Below are 17,223 nucleotides of genomic sequence, written 5' to 3' on the forward strand. Positions count from 1 at the left end.
AAAAGGGATGGCATGCTGAGCTACGCGTCAAAACGCGTGGTTATTGGCATCCTTACGTTGCTGGCGGCATCAATCATTGTATTTGCCGTGTTGGAAGTTGTGCCGGGCGATCCGGCGCGACTAATGCTCGGCATGAATGCTACCGAAGACGCCGTTCGAGCCCTGCAAGATCAGATGGGATTTAACCAACCCCTGATTTTACGATATTTCAGTTGGCTGGGCGATTTGCTGACCGGAGATTTTGGCAAGTCTTACACCTATTCGGTTCCGGTAATTGATCTCATTAAAGAGCGGATTGCGGTTTCCCTACCTTTGGCGCTGATTTCGCTCGCTCTTTCGACAATAATAGCCATTCCGATTGGAATATTCGCAGCATCAAGGCGCGGCAGCACAGCAGACACGACTGCGATGGGAATTGCGCAAGTTGGCGTAGCAATCCCGAATTTCTGGTTTGCTCTGCTCCTCGTCTATATATTTGCAGTTGTGTTACGTCTTTTGCCAGCTGGCGGGTTCGCTGGATGGGAAAACGGCTTTTGGCCGAGCATAAAGTCACTGATATTGCCATCGGTTGCCTTGGCCCTGCCTCAAGCTTCCATTCTTGCTCGGGTAACCCGATCTTCTTTGCTAGATGTTCTCGGCGAAGATTATATACGCACTGCCCGTGCCAAAGGGCTGTCACGGCGCAAAGTGCTTTATCATCATGCGTTGCGTAACGCGCTAATACCCGTCTTGACTATACTTGGCATGCAATTTTCATTTCTCCTCGCCGGTACAATCATCGTGGAGAATGTATTCTACCTGCCGGGTCTGGGGCGCTTGGTATTCCAAGCAATCACTCAACGCGACCTGATAGTGGTAGAGGGTGTCGTCATGATTCTCGTGGCTACTGTGATTGCAGTTAATGTCCTCGTTGATCTGTCCTACGCCATTGTCGACCCGCGTTTGTGGAGCCGCACGTGAGCCGCAAATTCGAAAGTCTGATCGGCAACAGGTCATTTCTGATTGGAACGATCATCACGCTTATCGTGGCATTGATGGCTGGTCTATCGTTCTTGTGGACGCCCTACAGCGTCTCAGCGCTTGATATAGTCGCGAAGTTAAAGCCGCCATCCATTTCGCACTGGCTGGGTACAGACCATTTCGGTCGAGATATCCTGTCTATGATCATGGTCGGCAGCCGCGCTTCGATTTTCGTCGCGTTTGTTTCGGTTGCGATTGGCGCTGGTATCGGTGTCCCATTGGGACTTTGGGCGGCTGCCCGCGGCGGCATTGTCGACGAGATGCTTATGCGATTCAACGACCTCATTTTTGCTTTCCCTGCCCTTCTGTCGGCCGTCATGATCACCGCCATTTTTGGCCCTGGAGCCGTTAACGCTATCATTGCCATCGGCATCTTCAACATTCCAGTGTTCGCGCGTGTCGCGCGAGGAGCGGCGCTAGCGCTTTGGGTTCGGGAATTTGTTCTTGCCGCTCGGGCCATCGGCAAAGGTGAAGGCCGTATCACCCTCGATCACATCCTGCCGAACTTGGCCAATGTCTTGATTATACAGGGCACAATCCAGTTTTCCCTCGGCATTCTTGCTGAAGCAGGGCTGTCCTATGTCGGACTCGGCGCTCAACCGCCAATGCCAAGCTGGGGCCGAATGCTGTTTGAGGCACAAACCATGATCAGCCTCGCGCCGCACATGGCCCTTTTTCCAGGACTGGCCATCATGGTGACAGTGCTCGGGCTCAATTTGCTTGGCGACGGGCTTAGAGACTTTCTCGATCCCAAATTGCGCTATATGCGCTGATAGTGCGCTTGCTCTAGAAAAACAGGCCAACAATAAAAAGGGTAAGAACTGCTATCGCGAAGATCGCTGTTGTTGTGCTGAAAACATGTAAAGCATCCTCGATATTCTCCAAGCCCGCGTCCCGCCGCCCAGCACCATTCAACATTGGTTCATTTGCGATGACGCCGCCATAAATGCGCGGGCCCGCCAGCGCTACGTCGATTGCCCCCGCCATTGCCGCTTCAGGCCAGCCAGCATTTGGCGATCTATGCAAGCGAGCGTCCCGCATCATGACATCGAAAGACTGTTTGGCGGCCCGGTAACCGTAAGCGACCCAAGCCGCACAAGCGATCAACAAACCAGTTAAACGCGCCGGTACCCAATTGGCAGCATCGTCCAGCTTTGCGGCAAAGCGGCCAAAATCGCGATGACGATCATTCAAATGTCCGATCATGGAATCAGCCGTGTTCAGCATTTTATAGGCGAATAGACCAGGCAGCCCGAGCAGTACAAACCAGAACGCGGGAGCAATGATGCCGTCCGAGGTGTTTTCCGCGAGACTTTCAATGGCAGCCCGACTGATCGCGGGCTCATCCAGAACGTCCGGATCGCGACCCACAATCATTGAAACAGCATGCCGTGCGCCAATCAGCCCTTCTTCGCGCAATGCTATTGCGACCCTCTCAACATGATCGCCAAGACTCTTCTGCGCCAAGAAAACAGCGACGATAATAGCTTCAATCAAACCACCAAAAGGCGGAATTGTCCGTAATGCCAGATGCACAAAGAAGCCAATGGCCGCGGAAAGCAATAAAAGTCCCAGCACAGCAAGAAAACCATCGCGCCGACGCCGCTGGTCGGAATTGCCCGGCACATTAAAGCGCTTGTCCACATAGGAAATAGCTCTGCCAAACATAACAACCGGATGCGGTATTTTTTTCCACAACCATTCGGGGTCGCCAAAATAACGATCTGCCAGCAGGGCAAGAAACAGGATCAAGAGGTTGATTTCCATTATAGATTCTATCCTGTTGAATCAAAATATCAGTTCTGGATTGCACTCAGTGCCAAGGCAAGTCGCTTATGCAACCGGCTCGCTGCCAACTCATCGAGCGGGAGTCCGAACCGTAAGTGCTGCGGCGCATTATTAAATTTCCGGGTAAAGACACGCTGCTCGCATAATGTGTCATGAAGCCGATGCGCCTCATCGAATTTGACTAGAGAAAACAGCATCGTTCCACCAATCTCGATTAGTTGAACTTTCGAAAGTACATCTGCGAGCAATTTGCGGCGAATTTTTAATCTCGAGGTGTACTCGCTCAAAAGCTTCGCATGAGAAAACGCATGGGCTGCTATGGCAAGCGCTGGCCCGGATACGGCCCATGGTCCAAGCCTCAGTTCCAATCGCTCAGCATATGCATGGGTGGTCAAAGCAAAACCGAGACGTAGTCCGCCAAGGCCGAAGAACTTGCCAAATGATTTGAGAACAATCAGCCCATCCATGCCTGCATATGCAGCGACGCTGCATTCTGGATGGGGGTCAGCAAAGGCTTCATCCACGATGAGATATCCACCTCTGCCATGCATTTCCTTGGCAAGATTAATCAAGATTTCCGCAGGCACAATCCGACCGTCGGGATTGTTAGGATTGACCATCACAACAATCTTTGCAGATCGAGGAATTTCGCCAATTTGAGTCTGATGGGAAACATGCCATCCAGCCTGTTTGAATGAAAACTCGTGCTCTTGATATGTGGGACCAATGATCGTGACTTCACCAACTTGCATCAATTCCGGCAATATTTGTATCAGAGCTTGAGTGCCGGGCGCAGCGACAATACCGGCCTCAGCGCGGGTGCCGTAGTAGCGCCGCGCTGAGGCAATTGCCGTGGCTAACAGCTTCTGATCCGGCAATCTGTTCCAGATTTCCGGCCCAATCTCGGGCAATGGAAACAATTCCGGATTAATGCCAGTCGAAAGGTCAATCCAATCCGACGGCGCACCGCCAAACCGCGCTACAGCGCCATCAAGGGCGCCTCCATGTTCAATCTGCATCATCCAACCAAATCAATTACATGCATATAGGAACCACTGACCGAACCGACGCGCAAACCAGCATCGCCCAGATCATTGTCCAAAGCATCGCTAACATGAAACAAGCGGTGTGCCTTTCCTTCTCGCACAATGCTCGCGTAGTGAAATTCATGTCCGGTCAAGGGCGTGTGGAAAGGCGACCCTTCGACGGGCGTCAGTCGTCGATAGCCCAGATGCAGTTTGCGCTTTGCAAAGCTTGTTTCAACAGGCAATAAACCGAGCATTCTATGTGAAACTCCCGCAGCATCTTCGATGCTTTCGCCAAGCACCATATAGCCACCGCACTCACCATAGATTGGGATTGTTTTGGCCGCTGCCTGCTTCATCCCTTCGGCAAAGTGGTTGGCTGCGGCTAACTTACCCGCATAAAGCTCGGGATAGCCGCCAGGCAAATAAATCGCATCACTGTTCGCGGCAGGGACCTCATCGGCAAGCGGAGAAAAGAAGCTGATTTCAGCACCACGCCTGCGCCAACCATCCAGCAAATGAAAATAGGAGAACGCAAAAGCATTGTCGTGCGCCACCGCTATCCTCTGCCCCAGCGGAGGAACGCGCTTGATGTTAGCCATCGATTCCAATGAGCCATATCGTCCTGCAATGTCGAGAATGCTGTGGATATCAATTCGTTCGGAGACCATCAAACCAGCATTTTCAAGGAAATTGTCGAGATCACGGTGCTCGCCTGCTTGCACTAAGCCAAGATGTCTTTCCGGCAGCTGCAATTGTTCGCTTTTGGGTAATGATCCCAATACGGCAATCCCGACCGGCTGCAATGCAGAACGCAGCATCATTTCATGACGCGCACTGCCAACGCGGTTAAGAATAAGTCCTGCAATCATGACATCTCGCCGGAAATCACGAAACCCACTGACAAGTGCGGCAATTGAATGCGATTGGCGGGCACAATCGACAACCAGAATAATGGGCAGGGATAAATGTTTGGCCAGATCAGCGGCAGAGCCCTTGCCATCCGAAGCGCCGTCAAACAGCCCCATCATGCCCTCAACGATCAACGTCTTGTCGCCTTCTGCGTGCCTGGAGGCTAGCGCACTGATGAGGTCGGGCCGCATGGCCCAAGGATCAAGATTGACACACGGCGCGCCACCGGCAACCGCATGATAGGCAGGGTCAATATAATCCGGACCTGCTTTTGCGGGAGCAATATTAACGCCCAAATTGCGCAATGCCCGCAAAAGGCCAAGCGTAACCGTTGTCTTTCCGCTACCTGATGAGGGCGCGGCAATCAGGAAACCTTTCATCCGGCATCCTTCGCGCGCCGCGTACCGAGCGGGTCATTTGTCAGGACGCGACCTTCAAGCGCGCCTAGCCAGTCCAACGCACCACGCAGTCGAACGACCTGCCCAACGACCACTATGGCCGGAGGCCTGAGATCAGCAGCCTCCACATCAGACTCTGCTTTCTCCAGCGTTGTTTCAAGCACCTGCTGATGAGCGGTAGTGGCATTGCAGACGAATGCGACAGGTTCGTCAGAGGGGCGGCCCGCCTCCATCAAGCGCGAAGCTATAAGACCAATATGTTTCATCGCCATGTACATGACGATAACGGCAGAGCCCTGTGCAATGCTCTTCCAGTCCATCGAATCGGGAACAAGGCCAGTGGCATCGTGCCCTGTCAAAAAGGTAACGCTTTGATTGGTTTCTCGATGGGTAACGGGAATACCGGCATAGGCCAGTCCGCCAATGCCAGCAGTTATGCCGGGAACAATCCGGAACGGCACGTCATGTTCGACAAGGGTAAGTGCCTCCTCGCCGCCTCTGCCGAATACAAATGGATCGCCACCCTTCAGGCGGAGCACCCGCTTGCCCGCACGGGCGAGCTCAACGAGCCGAAGAGAGATATCCCGTTGCTGTGGTGAAGGTTTACCACCGCGCTTGCCGGCATATTCCAAAACAGCGGACGGGCCAGCAAATGAGAGACATTCTTCGTTCACCAGCGCGTCATAGACAATCACGTCGGCCTGCTCCAGAGCATTGACTGCATGCAACGTCAAAAGTCCTGGATCACCGGGTCCGGCTCCAACAAGCCAGACATGTCCAATCTCAAATTTCGGCAGCTTATTCCGCTTTGCGCGCATCATTTAACCTCGTTCATCTGCGCATAGCACAATTTTTCTGTCTGCAAGAATGCACCTGTCGGAAAAATCATGCAACGATTGCACAAGCTGGTCTATAAGGTTGGAATGAATAACGAGCCTGAGACCGCCTTGCGCAAACCACACGAACCCGGCGGGGCCCCCTTGCGCCGCGGCTGGACAACCGGGGCATGCGCAACTGCAGCAACCAAAGCAGCATTGCTCGCGCTGATCACGGGTGAATTTCCTGATCCGGTGGCAATCATTTTGCCTAAAGGCGAAGTTCCACACTTCCAGCTTGCCATAGAATCGATTGGTGAAGGCTACGCAATGGCTGGAATTGTAAAAGATGCGGGAGACGACCCTGATGTTACACATGGTGCAACCATAATCTCCACGGTGTTCCCGGCACCGCCGGGAAGCGGCATTCAGTTTGCCGCTGGCGAAGGTGTTGGCACAGTTACACTGCCCGGCCTTCCCATTCCTCCCGGGCAAGCCGCTATAAATCCGGTGCCCCGCGAGATGATGACAAAGATATGCGAAGAAATATGCGCAGAATATGATTTGCCAGCGGATCTGCTAATCGCAATATCGGTTCCGGACGGCGAAGAACTGGCCAAGCAGACATGGAACCCCCGCCTCGGAATTGTTGGCGGCATTTCCATCTTGGGGACAACCGGAATTGTTCACCCGTTTTCTTGCGCTGCCTGGATACATTCCATTCATCGTGGCATTGATGTTTCTCGTGCAGCAGGACTGAAACACGTTCTTGCCGCAACAGGATCCACGTCAGAGGACGCTGCTCAGGCAATATACAATCTGCCTGAGATTGCACTTCTCGATATGGGGGATTTTGCCGGAGGATTGCTCAAATATCTGCGTGTGCACCCAATTGACAGGCTCACAATTGCGGGCGGATTTGCGAAACTGACCAAGCTTGCGCAAGGCGCTCTCGATCTTCATTCAGGCCGCAGCCAGGTTGATATGACCTTTCTGGCAGACGAGGCGGAAAACCTCGGGCTAGCCCCAGCCGAGAGAAACCGGATTCTAAATGCGAATACGGCCCAGGAAGTGCTTGAAATAACTCAAGAGCTTGGGATTGACCTTGCACACGCAATTGCCATCAAGGCGAAACAGACCGCAATTGATACACTGAAGGGTGCCCCTGTCGACGTGGAGGTTATTGTGACTGACCGCAAAGGGACTGTACTCGCCCGTGTCTGAAACAACAATTCTCATTCTGGGTGGCACGGCGGAAGCAGTTAAACTCGCATCCCGTTTGCAAGCACCGCATCTGCGCGTGATTTCATCACTAGCCGGCCGGACCCTCGCGCCTGCAAAAATTGCGGGCGAAATCCGCGTTGGCGGCTTTGGCGGACCTCAAGGGTTGGCAGACTATCTCAAGGCCGAAAACGTCAAGCTGTTAATTGACGCGACCCACCCTTTTGCCACGCAAATATCGGATAATGCTATTTTTGCCAGCACAACTGTAAATCCGATCGCATTTGTAAGACTGGAACGTCCTGCATGGCTTAAGAAACCTGGCGACAAGTGGATTGTGGTCGATACATTGGCGCAGGCGGCAGATGCTATTCCATCAAAGGCACGGGTGCTGCTGGCGCTTGGCAAACAACATATCGCAACATTCTCCAAGCGAAACAGCGTGCACTTCGTGGTTCGCATGATCGATCCGCCTGAAGCACCCCTTGATCTTGTCGACTTCGAGCTGGAATTGTCTAAACCGGGGACCGTTGAAAGCGAGGCCAGCCTTCTTATCGCCAAGCGGATCACCCACATCGTCTGCCGCAATTCGGGCGGCAAGGCCTCCTATGCCAAAATCACGGCGGCCCGCGATCTGGGTATTCCTGTCATCATGCTTGAACGACCGCGTCGCCCAGAAATCCGCACATTGCCCGACGTGGAGAGCGTTATCGGTTTTGTCAGGGAGACATTGAATTCACTTGGAACCTGAACGCAATGTGTGGCTGTGGCTCTTATGGTAAAGCGCTGAATCCCTGAAGCCGTCGGCGGATAATCCCCGCCCGACAAAGATCATCGCGGAGCGCATCAAACCAGAATCGGCAACCTTTTTGGCGATATCTGCAAGTGTTCCGTGAAGAAATTGTTCATCCGGCCAACCCACACGATAGGCGATAATGACGGGACAATCATCGCCATAAAGCGGGGAAAGCTCTTCCTCAATGCGTTTCAAATTACGGATCGACAAATGGATCACCATGGTGGCACCGGATTTGCCTAAAGTCGCAAGCTCCTCTCCTGCTGGCATGGCGGACGATTTCATCGAAGTCCGGGTGAGGATAATGGTTTGACACACCTCAGGAACGGTAAGTTCCTTTTTAAGCGCGGCAGCTGCTGCAGCAAAGGCAGGCACGCCCGGCGTTACGTCATACTCAATACCCAGCGCATCCAGCCGTCGCATTTGCTCGGCAACCGCTCCATAAATCGATGGGTCGCCGGAATGGACACGCGCTACGTCCTTGCCCTCCGCATGCGCCAACTCAAACTCTGCAATAATTTCATCGAGATTGAGCGAAGACGTGTCGACCACGCGCGCGCCTTCCGGCACCTCCGCAACCATTTCCGGCGGGACGAGTGAGCCTGCATATAGACAAACAGGGCAAGATTGAATCAGCTTCAATCCCCGCACTGTGATAAGGTCCGGGGCACCGGGGCCCGCTCCAATAAAATGAACAATCATGATAATTCGCTATGGGATTGCGTTGTAAACTGCAAGTGCCGCGGTGGCGTGAGCTGATTTTGTCTTGCCAACTATTAGCTGCGCTTTGGATCCCGCACCCGCCAGCGCGGCAGCTTCAGCGACGCCGTGACAACCCACAAGCGCGAAAACCTGCGCAGACGGATTGAGCAAGCGCGGCGTTTCCACTTCCAACCTGGCGGCATCAAATGCGTATAAAGGAACTGCTAGGCGGGTGGCGACATAGACAATCGCTGGCTCGTTCATCCGCTGATCGATAGTGAATAGACCGGCTAGCCGCGAAATATCGCGTCCGGCGGTGGTTATAACGTGTTCTGCTAGAGCAAGCAGCTCGGCAGGATCACAACCGCGCTCACACCCAAGCCCAAGAGTATAGGTTTCCATTAATGAGACTTATGCAGCTCTTCCGGAGTTACGCCCAACATTTCCGCAGTCTTGCGGATAAGATTGGCTTCTTTGGGATCAAGCTCATTATCCGCATTTGCGATCGTAAGAAGATGGCGCAGCAGTTGCACCTTGCGTTCAAAAGGAACATCCGCAAAGGCCAGCGCCGCTTGGCTGCTGGTGGTCTCATAACCAAAGTCCTTGAGGTATTCAGCAACTTCTCCGAATTCGTCGGGCGAAATACCAAAATCGGTCGATGCTATCCGCATGATCGCAGCATACTCAGCCTTTTCAGTTTTTCCATCCGCCAACGCCACATGCAAAAGCAGCAAAAGTTCGGCTGTGAGCACCGGATCATCCGCTACCTTCTGCACCGCGCTCTTTGTGCCCAGAAACGCTGTGATCCGATCAAAAATGCTCTCGCTCATTATACCCCCGAAATGATTTGACGTAATTGATTGCAGCGCAACCCAGCAAATTCAAGTGCGTAAACAACACAGCGGGCGCCTAATCGCATCAAGCCCTATAACTGTCCCGCAAAACCGCTCGCCAAACGCGAAAATCCAACTATTGTCCGCCTCGTTCAAACGAGTCTCCCGCCATGTCCGCCTTTTTCGACAATGTTCATTTGATTTTGATCGCTGCCGCCTTCGCGGCAGGCTTCATAGACTCGATTGCGGGAGGAGGCGGGTTGGTGACAGTACCTGCGCTATTGCTGGCCGGCATGTCACCAATAGAATCGCTCGGGACCAACAAGTTGCAATCGCTTTTTGGTTCGGCTTCCGCAACCGTGGCATACGCGCAAAAGGGCCATGTCGATTTGAAAAAGCAGCTGCCGTCAGCCTTGATGGCAGCGCTTGGAGCGGTTGGGGGTGCTCTGCTGGCCGGGTTCTTGCCCGGAGACGTGCTGCGCGCGTTTTTGCCATTGTTGCTAATAGCAATCGCGCTTTACTTTGCTGTCAAACCCAATATGGGCGATGTGGACAGTGCGCAGCGCCTTACACCCTTTATTTTTGGCCTTTGCATCGTTCCCTTGATCGGCTTCTATGATGGGCTTTTCGGGCCCGGCACGGGCTCGTTCTTCATGCTTTCTTTCGTTTCCCTTGCAGGTTTTGGCCTGTTGAAAGCCACTGCTCACACGAAACTGCTGAACTTCTCGTCAAATCTTGGCGGATTCATAACATTCGCATTTCTTGGCGCAATCAACTGGAAAATCGGTTTATTGATGGGAGTGGCGCAGTTCATTGGTGCACGCATTGGCGCTGGCATGGCTATGAAAAATGGCGCGAAAATCATCAAGCCGCTTCTCATCATCGTATGTCTGGCCTTGGCAACCAAGCTTCTGCTTGACAGCGACAATCCAGTCCGTGTGTGGCTGTCGGACTTGTTCTAAAGTCCGACTTCAAGCGGCAATACCAGCCAGCCTTACATCATCAGAACTCGATACCCTTCTGTGCTTTGATGCCCGCACGGAAAGGATGTTTGATCATTTCCATTTCCGTCACAAGGTCGGCAAACTCGATTAGCTCATCCTTGGCATTACGACCTGTGATAATGACATGTTTCATGTGTGGCTTCTGTTTCAAGACGTCAATGATTTCATCGACGGGCAGATAATCATATCGAAGCGCGATATTCAGTTCGTCACAAAGCACCAACTCAGTTTCGTCATCCAATATCATCGCCTTTGCCTGCTCCCACGCATTGCGCGCCATCGCAATGTCACGTGCACGGTCCTGCGTTTCCCAGGTAAACCCCTCGCCCATGGCAGAAATCGTCACTTGCTCCGGAAACTTTTCGAGAACCCAGCGCTCACCCGTATCCCACGAGCCTTTCACGAACTGAATGACGCCGACTTTCATTCCGTGCCCCAATGCGCGGAAGACAACACCGAAACCGGCGGTGGACTTGCCTTTGCCTTTGCCCGTATTGACAATGACCAAGCCCTTCTCGTCCGTTTTCGTGGCCTGTATCTTGTCGCGAACGGCCTTTTTCTTACGCATCTTGTCTGCGTGCCGTTCGTTGATTTCCTCTTCGGTCAGGTTCTGTAATTTTTGTGATTTTTCAGCCATTTGGCGTGTCCTTCCGAATCATAATCTCAAGCAGCAAGCTTACTCAGTTCAAATCGTGCCGAATTGGAACGTGGCGACCAGAAACCACGATCCACGGCAGCTTCCAGTTTCTCGGCGATATCACGCAGCGCATGGGGGTTTTTCTCAGCAAGAAAAGCCCTCACATCGTCATCCACCAGAAATGCCTGATAGACTGCCTCAAAATGGTGATCGCCCACAGCCCCTGTCGTAGCGGCAAAAGCAAACAGGTAATCAACTGTGGCAGCCATTTCAAAAGCGCCCTTGTAGCCATGACGCATGACACCCGCAATCCATTTGGGGTTTGTCACGCGCCCACGCACAGTGCGTGCAATCTCTTCTTCCAGTGTACGGATGACTGGTTTTTCAGGGCGCGAATGATCATTGTGGTAGATCGTGGTCCGCTCGCCCGACACAAGCTCCACCGCAGCCGACATACCACCTTCAAACTGGTAATACTCGTCTGAATCAAGCAAATCATGTTCCCGATTGTCCTGATTTTGAACAACGGCATTTACCGTCCGCAATCGTTCTTCGAGAAGGCCACGCTCGGCCTTGCCTTCTTCGCCTGCACCATAGGCGTAGCCGCCCCAGACCAGCCACGCTTCGGCCAAATCATCGCGCTTCGCCCAATCATTCTCATCCATAAGCGCTTGCAGCCCGGCGCCATAAGCACCCGGCTTTGAGCCGAAAACACGGAATCCCGCGCGTTGTTTGGCAAGCTTTTCGTCGGCACCTTCGGCAATCAACTGCGCCTGTTCACTACGCATACGCGCAGCAATAGGATTGTCCTGCTCGTCTTCGTCCAATGCTCCCACCGCACGAACGGCAGTATCAAATAATGCAATTTGATCAGGGAAAGCATCCCGGAAAAAGCCGGAAATACGCAAGGTTATATCCACGCGCGGACGCCCCAGCAAAGCAATCGGAATGATTTCATATCCAGTAACCCGGCGGGATGCCATGTCCCACACGGGTTTGACTCCAATCAGCGCCAGTGCCTGCGCAATATCATCTCCGCCAGTGCGCATATTCGACGTGCCCCAAGCGGTTAGACCAAATGATGTCGGCCATTCGCCATGATCTTGCGTATATCGGCGGATCAAAAGCTCGGCAGATTTTTGTCCCAATTCCCATGCGGCGGGTGTCGGCACAGCGCGCGTATCGATGGAAAAAAAGTTGCGGCCTGTTGGCAAAACGTCCGGCCGTCCGCGTGTTGGTGCTCCCGAAGGTCCCGGTGCTACAAAACGTCCGTCAAGTGCCGTCAAAAGTGCATTAATTTCTGCGTCGCCACATGCTGAAACAGCTGGATGCAGATTGTCGCGGATGCCTTCCAGCACCGCCGTAGTCGTAACCCAATCTTCAGGGCATTCAACTTCACCCGCTACCAGCTTGGCCGCGAGGATTTCAATGCGCTCGACCGTGTCCCCGGCGATACGCCAAGACGCATCGGAAAGAGTTCTCAGGCCTTGCGGACGCAAACCTTCCCATGGCGCGGCCATGTCACAATCAAGCGGGTCAAAGCCATCGAGTTTGAGATCCAAAGCAATCGCACGTTGCAGACTTTGATCAGATCCATGCCCCGAACCGCGGGGTACACGCGCCAAAGCCACAACCAAATCGGTTAACAGGCTGCCTTTGGGGGATTGCCCGAAAATATGCAATCCATCGCGAATCTGCATTTCCTTGAGATCACAGAGATAGGCATCAAGTTTTTGCAGAGCGAGATCATCTGGATCATGGTCATGAATGCCAGCATCCGTGTCGAGACCAATATCGCGCACGAGATCGAGAATTTGTCCCTTTAGACGCACAAGGCGACGCGGATCAACACCCGAGGCTTCGTAATATTCGTCAACAAGCGCCTCGAGATCCTTTAACGGTCCATAGCTTTCAGCACGGGTCAGTGGCGGCGTCAGATGATCGATAATAACTGCCGATGAACGGCGTTTTGCCTGCGTACCCTCACCTGGGTCATTGACGATAAAAGGATAGATATGGGGAACAGGGCCTAAAACCGCCTCTGGATAGCATGCTTCGGATAGCGCGAGGGATTTGCCCGGCAGCCACTCCAGATTGCCATGCTTGCCGACATGTACAATGGCATGGGCACCATACACGCTCCGCAGATAGGCATAGAATGCGATATAACCATGCGGCGGCACAAGATCAGGCGAATGGTAAGTCTCTTTCGGGTCAATATTATAACCACGAGCTGGCTGAATGCCGACAAGAGTTTCGCCGTATCTCGCCAAAGGCAGCGCAAATAGGTTATCGCCTGCAATGAAATACGGGTCGGCTTCTGGTTTGCCCCAACGCTCGACTACTGCGGCCTGAATCGATTGAGGAAGAGTGTCGAAGAAGTCTTTGTATTCTCGCAGAGAAATCGTTTCGCGCACCTCGCGCCCATCATTCGCGGAATTGGTTGGTCCCGCCATCAAATGATCAATCAGCGCATCGCCATCGGCAGGAATATCGGCGACCGGATAGCCCTGCTCGCGCATTTTATCGAGTATATGCCGCGTTGCAGCTGGCGTATCCAAGCCGACGCCATTGCCAAGGCGGCCATCGCGATTTGGATAGTTCGCCATGATCAATGCCGTCAAACGCTTGGCAGGTTTTGTGACGCGAAGACGAGCCCAGCCAGCAGCCAATGCTGCAACGAACTCAACCCGATCGGCCAAAGGCTCATGCGTAACAATATTTGCCTGAACCGCCTCATCATAATGGCGTGCGGATTTGAACGACACCGCGCGCGATAAAACCCGGCCATCTATCTCGGGCAGTGCAACATTCATCGCCAGATCGCGCGCTGAAAGGCCCTGATCAGAATTGCGCCATTGATCGACACTTGAGCCTGAGAAGATGACTTGCAGCACCATAGCATCGTCATGCTCAAGCACGGTGGGCTTACGCGACGCGCCGGGCACCGAAACCGCAAATCCAGTTGCATTCAGGACCACTGCTGGCGCGGCTTCATTAAAAATACCTGTCAGTGTTGCAACTGAGACTGGATCTTTCAGGCTGGAAACGAAAACCGGCAAGGGGTTAAGGCCCTTTGCCTTCAGCGCACTAACCAGTGCTTCCACGGGTTGCATTTGTCCGCTTTGCACCAGTGCCCTGTAAAAGCAGATAGCAACAATTGGAGCATCCGCCACCCAGTGTTTGCGCAATTCGGTTAGCGATGGAGCCGAGCTCCCCGGCCACCAAAGGCCCGCCTTTAACAATGGTGCAGCCTCTTGCGGCTTATCTCCGCCATTGATCATTGCCGCGCAATAATCAAGAAAGCGATGCGCATTCTGCGCTCCACCTTCCAGCAAGTAATGCCAAAGAGCGTCGCGATCCTGACGCGTAACCGTCGAAAACCGGTCCAGACCCGGGTCGGGCTTGTCATCACCCGGCAGAACCGCCAAATGAACCTTATGATTTACAGCGCAGGCGTGGAGCGCTTCCAACCCGTAAGGCCAATAGCTTTCGCCGCCGATAATCCTGACAACGATAAGTTTGGAATATTGGGCTGTCCGCTCGATATAGGCATCGACGGACATGGGATGCGCAAGCGCCATCATATTTGCCAAGCGTAACGACAAGCCATTGCCAGCTTGCCGTTGGGCCATACCAAGGCTCGCAAGTTCTGTATCGGCAGCAGAAAGAAACAGTACATCTCCCGGTGTCTGGCCGAGATCAATTGCCTCGGTGCCTTCAGCAATCGTTCCTTTTTGAGCCAGCAGAAGATGCATTCAATTTCCGATCAGGCTGCAGCAGCATTAACAGCTGATGTAATGGCTGCTGAATCAATATCGTGCAGGCCAATAACAACGAGCCTTGTCTGGCGTTCTTCGCCCGGATTCCAGCTACGATCAAAATAATGCTCGATGCGTGATCCGACGGCTTGAATGACCAGGCGCATAGGCTTGCCGGGTACATCAACGAAACCTTTGAGCCGCAGGACATCATGATCGACGATCACATGCTTCAACTTCTCAACAAATGATTTGGGCTCTGCAACCGGCCCAAGCCCAACGACAAAGCTTTCAAATTCATCGTGATCATGCTCTTCGCCTGCCTCATGTTCCATCTCGTGATGGGACTTGCGGTTCGCAATATCCTCTTCAGTGCCAATACCAAGTCCAAGTAGGAGTTGATTGCTAAGCTTGCCAAAGCTAGCCGAAACCATGTTAAGTGAACGCGATGAGCGGCTCTGCACGTCACTCTTGACCCCGGCAAGTTGAGCTTCGTCAATAAGATCGGTCTTGTTCAGAACAATAAGATCGGCGGCGCGAATTTGATCCTCGAACAGCTCTTCCAGCGGGCTATCGTGATCAAGTGACTCGTCCTGCTCGCGCTGAGCGTCAACCTTATCGTGATCATCTGCAAAACGGCCCTCCGACACGGCGGCAGCATCAATAACGGTAACAACGCCATCAACGGTTACCTGTGTCTTGATTTCCGGCCAGTTAAAAGCGGCAACCAGCGGCTGTGGAAGAGCAAGACCGGACGTTTCAATGACAATGTGATCAAAGCGATCAGGTCGATCCAGAAGCTTGGTCATGGTGGGAATGAAATCATCAGCCACGGTGCAGCAAATGCAGCCATTGTTAAGTTCGATCATATCTTCGTCGCGGCACGCTTCGATACCGCAGCCTTTGAGCAAATTCCCGTCAACGCCAAGATCACCAAATTCGTTGATGATCAGCGCGATGCGCTTGCCATTGGCATTTTCGAGCAGATTTCGGATCATGGTAGTCTTGCCCGAACCGAGAAAGCCAGTGATGACCGTTGCCGGAATCTTGTGACCCTGCATTTTGTTATCCCTTCATTTTGAGCGGCAGCCCTGCTGCCACGAAATAGACTTTTGCCGCAGCGGCAGCCACGGCTTGATGCAATCGGCCTGCGTGATCACGAAACTCACGTGCCATGCGATTTTCCGGTACTATTCCAAGACCAACCTCATTGGAAACCAGAACAATGGCACCCGCGAGATGGCTCAGTGTGTTTATCAGACGTGCTATTTCGGCGTCGATATCACGTTCGGCCATCATTAAATTGGTCAGCCACAGTGTAAGGCAATCGACCAGGATTGCCTTTTCGACACCAGCAAGACTTTCCAGTTTTCCGGCCAGATCAATTGGTTCTTCAACTGTAATCCATCGGGATCCGCGCCGCGCTCTATGATGCCCAATTCGCTCGGACATTTCATCGTCCCACGCTCTGCCGGTGGCAAGATAAATAGCATCCCACCCGGATGATTCGATCAGACCTTCGGCAAAGGACGATTTGCCGGAACGCGCGCCTCCAAGAATAAAGGTAATTTCGCGTTCCAGCGGTTGCATTACTGCTCAAGCTCCGATGAAGCATAATTCTGAATTGCCCAGCCCAGTGCAGTACCAAGTACAACCCAGAAGAAGAGATTGGTTGCCAGTGCTGAGACGGCAAACTCCGAGGCAAGTGTCGGAGGCACCGCTGATGTCAGATCTTCTGCTTCCGGTGCGCCATAAATATGGGGAGCGACAATCAATATAACACCAAGAAGCTTAGCCCAAATCTGCTCACGCAGTACGATCAGATACACGCCGCCCGCCGTCAGAATGACAGTTATCAGCCACCAGGTCTGCCGCATGGCCAGATCCGCTGCAGGCATAGCAGGCAATTCAGGGGCAAGGCTGAACGCCGGTGCAAAATTGAAGATGAAAAATCCTGCAAGCCCCCAATAGATTCCGTTCTGAAGGGTAATGCGCCGACCGAGGAAAAGCGCCGCAGCACCAGTGATCAACGCAAAGCCTGCTCCAGCCACCAGATTGATCAACAACGTATTACCGAGACGTCCAAATGGCAGCTCGGGACCCGCCTCTTCCGCATGTTCGTGCGGAGTAACCGCCGCAGATTCGCTCGCAGAGGCAGGCGTATCATGGGAATGACCTCCGCCGCCCGCACTTTCATACTCTTCCGCATGCAATATCAGCGGTACATTTTTTACATACATGGCCGGTGTTAGAATTATTCCGGCAAACAGACCGGCTATGATTGTAGCCAGCAAATATTTGACCAACATGG

17 protein-coding genes are annotated in these 17,223 nt (G+C 53.1%); 5 read left to right on the top strand and 12 right to left on the bottom strand.

What is annotated here, in order from left to right:
• The first annotated feature begins 12 nt into the window (after positions 1-12).
• Together AC6CHM_RS05500 and AC6CHM_RS05505 are read left to right on the top strand one after the other, a co-directional pair.
• Complete coding sequence (locus AC6CHM_RS05500) at positions 13-960, top strand: ABC transporter permease (protein WP_336439852.1); 948 nt, start codon at positions 13-15, stop codon at positions 958-960.
• Positions 957-1,793: an ABC transporter permease gene (locus AC6CHM_RS05505; protein ID WP_354343997.1), complete on the top strand. Its 837-nt coding sequence runs from the start codon at positions 957-959 to the stop codon at positions 1,791-1,793. Before AC6CHM_RS05500 ends, AC6CHM_RS05505 begins: the two co-directional genes overlap by 4 nt.
• A gap of 13 nt (positions 1,794-1,806) precedes the next feature.
• On the opposite strand, the gene cbiB is transcribed toward AC6CHM_RS05505, so the two are convergent.
• Genes cbiB through cobA form a run of 4 tightly spaced genes read right to left on the bottom strand, consistent with a single transcriptional unit; the run spans position 1,807 to position 5,961 of the window.
• Positions 1,807-2,787: an adenosylcobinamide-phosphate synthase CbiB gene (gene cbiB / locus AC6CHM_RS05510; RefSeq protein WP_498172317.1), complete on the bottom strand. Its 981-nt coding sequence runs from the start codon at positions 2,785-2,787 to the stop codon at positions 1,807-1,809.
• 29 nt (positions 2,788-2,816) lie between these two features.
• A complete protein-coding gene (gene cobD / locus AC6CHM_RS05515; RefSeq protein WP_498172664.1) occupies positions 2,817-3,827 on the bottom strand; it encodes a threonine-phosphate decarboxylase CobD in 1,011 nt (336 codons plus the stop codon).
• Positions 3,827-5,125, bottom strand: a complete 1,299-nt coding sequence (locus tag AC6CHM_RS05520; RefSeq protein ID WP_498172318.1) for a cobyrinic acid a,c-diamide synthase CobB — start codon at positions 5,123-5,125, stop codon at positions 3,827-3,829. Before AC6CHM_RS05520 ends, cobD begins: the two co-directional genes overlap by 1 nt.
• A complete protein-coding gene (gene cobA, locus AC6CHM_RS05525; RefSeq protein ID WP_354344521.1) occupies positions 5,122-5,961 on the bottom strand; it encodes a uroporphyrinogen-III C-methyltransferase in 840 nt (279 codons plus the stop codon). The genes AC6CHM_RS05520 and cobA overlap by 4 nt, the downstream gene beginning before the upstream one ends.
• Before the next feature lie 105 nt (positions 5,962-6,066).
• Here cobA and AC6CHM_RS05530 point away from each other — a divergent pair, with 105 nt between their 5' ends.
• A complete protein-coding gene (locus AC6CHM_RS05530) occupies positions 6,067-7,182 on the top strand; it encodes a cobalt-precorrin-5B (C(1))-methyltransferase (protein WP_307286615.1) in 1,116 nt (371 codons plus the stop codon).
• On the top strand, positions 7,175-7,930 hold the full coding sequence (locus AC6CHM_RS05535; protein ID WP_307285908.1) for a cobalt-precorrin-6A reductase: 756 nt from the start codon (positions 7,175-7,177) through the stop codon (positions 7,928-7,930). The genes AC6CHM_RS05530 and AC6CHM_RS05535 overlap by 8 nt, the downstream gene beginning before the upstream one ends.
• Here the strand turns inward: AC6CHM_RS05535 and cobM are convergent.
• Genes cobM through AC6CHM_RS05550 form a run of 3 tightly spaced genes read right to left on the bottom strand, consistent with a single transcriptional unit; the run spans position 7,916 to position 9,507 of the window.
• Positions 7,916-8,677, bottom strand: coding sequence for a precorrin-4 C(11)-methyltransferase (gene cobM, locus AC6CHM_RS05540; RefSeq protein WP_115052681.1), 762 nt, complete (start codon positions 8,675-8,677; stop codon positions 7,916-7,918). The two genes, AC6CHM_RS05535 and cobM, sit on opposite strands and share 15 nt — an antisense overlap.
• 9 nt (positions 8,678-8,686) lie before the next feature.
• A complete protein-coding gene (locus AC6CHM_RS05545; RefSeq protein ID WP_115052680.1) occupies positions 8,687-9,079 on the bottom strand; it encodes a cobalamin biosynthesis protein in 393 nt (130 codons plus the stop codon).
• A complete protein-coding gene (locus tag AC6CHM_RS05550; protein ID WP_115052679.1) occupies positions 9,079-9,507 on the bottom strand; it encodes a tellurite resistance TerB family protein in 429 nt (142 codons plus the stop codon). The genes AC6CHM_RS05545 and AC6CHM_RS05550 overlap by 1 nt, the downstream gene beginning before the upstream one ends.
• Positions 9,508-9,680: 173 nt before the next feature.
• Here AC6CHM_RS05550 and AC6CHM_RS05555 point away from each other — a divergent pair, with 173 nt between their 5' ends.
• Positions 9,681-10,472, top strand: a complete 792-nt coding sequence (locus AC6CHM_RS05555; protein ID WP_498172319.1) for a TSUP family transporter — start codon at positions 9,681-9,683, stop codon at positions 10,470-10,472.
• 40 nt (positions 10,473-10,512) lie between these two features.
• Here the strand turns inward: AC6CHM_RS05555 and cobO are convergent, their stop codons facing one another.
• From cobO to AC6CHM_RS05580, 5 genes are read right to left on the bottom strand one after another with little or no spacing between them, the layout of a single operon-like run.
• A complete protein-coding gene (cobO, locus tag AC6CHM_RS05560) occupies positions 10,513-11,151 on the bottom strand; it encodes a cob(I)yrinic acid a,c-diamide adenosyltransferase (RefSeq protein WP_115052677.1) in 639 nt (212 codons plus the stop codon).
• A gap of 26 nt (positions 11,152-11,177) precedes the next feature.
• Positions 11,178-14,909, bottom strand: a complete 3,732-nt coding sequence (gene cobN / locus AC6CHM_RS05565; RefSeq protein ID WP_498172320.1) for a cobaltochelatase subunit CobN — start codon at positions 14,907-14,909, stop codon at positions 11,178-11,180.
• An 11-nt stretch (positions 14,910-14,920) separates the two neighbouring features.
• The gene (gene cobW / locus AC6CHM_RS05570) at positions 14,921-15,973 is read right to left on the bottom strand and encodes a cobalamin biosynthesis protein CobW (RefSeq protein ID WP_115052675.1); all 1,053 of its coding nucleotides are present in this window, start codon (positions 15,971-15,973) and stop codon (positions 14,921-14,923) included.
• A 4-nt stretch (positions 15,974-15,977) separates the two neighbouring features.
• The gene (gene cobU, locus AC6CHM_RS05575; RefSeq protein WP_115052674.1) at positions 15,978-16,502 is read right to left on the bottom strand and encodes a bifunctional adenosylcobinamide kinase/adenosylcobinamide-phosphate guanylyltransferase; all 525 of its coding nucleotides are present in this window, start codon (positions 16,500-16,502) and stop codon (positions 15,978-15,980) included.
• Entirely contained in the window at positions 16,502-17,221 is a 720-nt protein-coding gene (locus AC6CHM_RS05580) for a CbtA family protein (RefSeq protein WP_498172321.1), read from the bottom strand. Before AC6CHM_RS05580 ends, cobU begins: the two co-directional genes overlap by 1 nt.
• Positions 17,222-17,223: the final 2 nt, after the last annotated feature.

It is taken from the genome of Phyllobacterium sp. GQ127, assembly GCF_059758635.1.

Coding starts and splice junctions, on each gene's coding strand:
- cobM (WP_115052681.1), bottom strand. CDS start 8,677: ATGATTGTTCATTTTATTGGAGCGGGCCCCGGTGCCCCGGACCTTATC.
- AC6CHM_RS05555 (WP_498172319.1), top strand. CDS start 9,681: ATGTCCGCCTTTTTCGACAATGTTCATTTGATTTTGATCGCTGCCGCC.
- AC6CHM_RS05530 (WP_307286615.1), top strand. CDS start 6,067: ATGAATAACGAGCCTGAGACCGCCTTGCGCAAACCACACGAACCCGGC.
- cobA (WP_354344521.1), bottom strand. CDS start 5,961: ATGCGCGCAAAGCGGAATAAGCTGCCGAAATTTGAGATTGGACATGTC.
- AC6CHM_RS05500 (WP_336439852.1), top strand. CDS start 13: ATGCTGAGCTACGCGTCAAAACGCGTGGTTATTGGCATCCTTACGTTG.
- AC6CHM_RS05550 (WP_115052679.1), bottom strand. CDS start 9,507: ATGAGCGAGAGCATTTTTGATCGGATCACAGCGTTTCTGGGCACAAAG.
- cobO (WP_115052677.1), bottom strand. CDS start 11,151: ATGGCTGAAAAATCACAAAAATTACAGAACCTGACCGAAGAGGAAATC.
- cobN (WP_498172320.1), bottom strand. CDS start 14,909: ATGCATCTTCTGCTGGCTCAAAAAGGAACGATTGCTGAAGGCACCGAG.
- cobD (WP_498172664.1), bottom strand. CDS start 3,827: ATGCAGATTGAACATGGAGGCGCCCTTGATGGCGCTGTAGCGCGGTTT.
- cbiB (WP_498172317.1), bottom strand. CDS start 2,787: ATGGAAATCAACCTCTTGATCCTGTTTCTTGCCCTGCTGGCAGATCGT.
- AC6CHM_RS05520 (WP_498172318.1), bottom strand. CDS start 5,125: ATGAAAGGTTTCCTGATTGCCGCGCCCTCATCAGGTAGCGGAAAGACA.
- AC6CHM_RS05545 (WP_115052680.1), bottom strand. CDS start 9,079: ATGGAAACCTATACTCTTGGGCTTGGGTGTGAGCGCGGTTGTGATCCT.
- AC6CHM_RS05580 (WP_498172321.1), bottom strand. CDS start 17,221: ATGTTGGTCAAATATTTGCTGGCTACAATCATAGCCGGTCTGTTTGCC.
- cobW (WP_115052675.1), bottom strand. CDS start 15,973: ATGCAGGGTCACAAGATTCCGGCAACGGTCATCACTGGCTTTCTCGGT.
- cobU (WP_115052674.1), bottom strand. CDS start 16,502: ATGCAACCGCTGGAACGCGAAATTACCTTTATTCTTGGAGGCGCGCGT.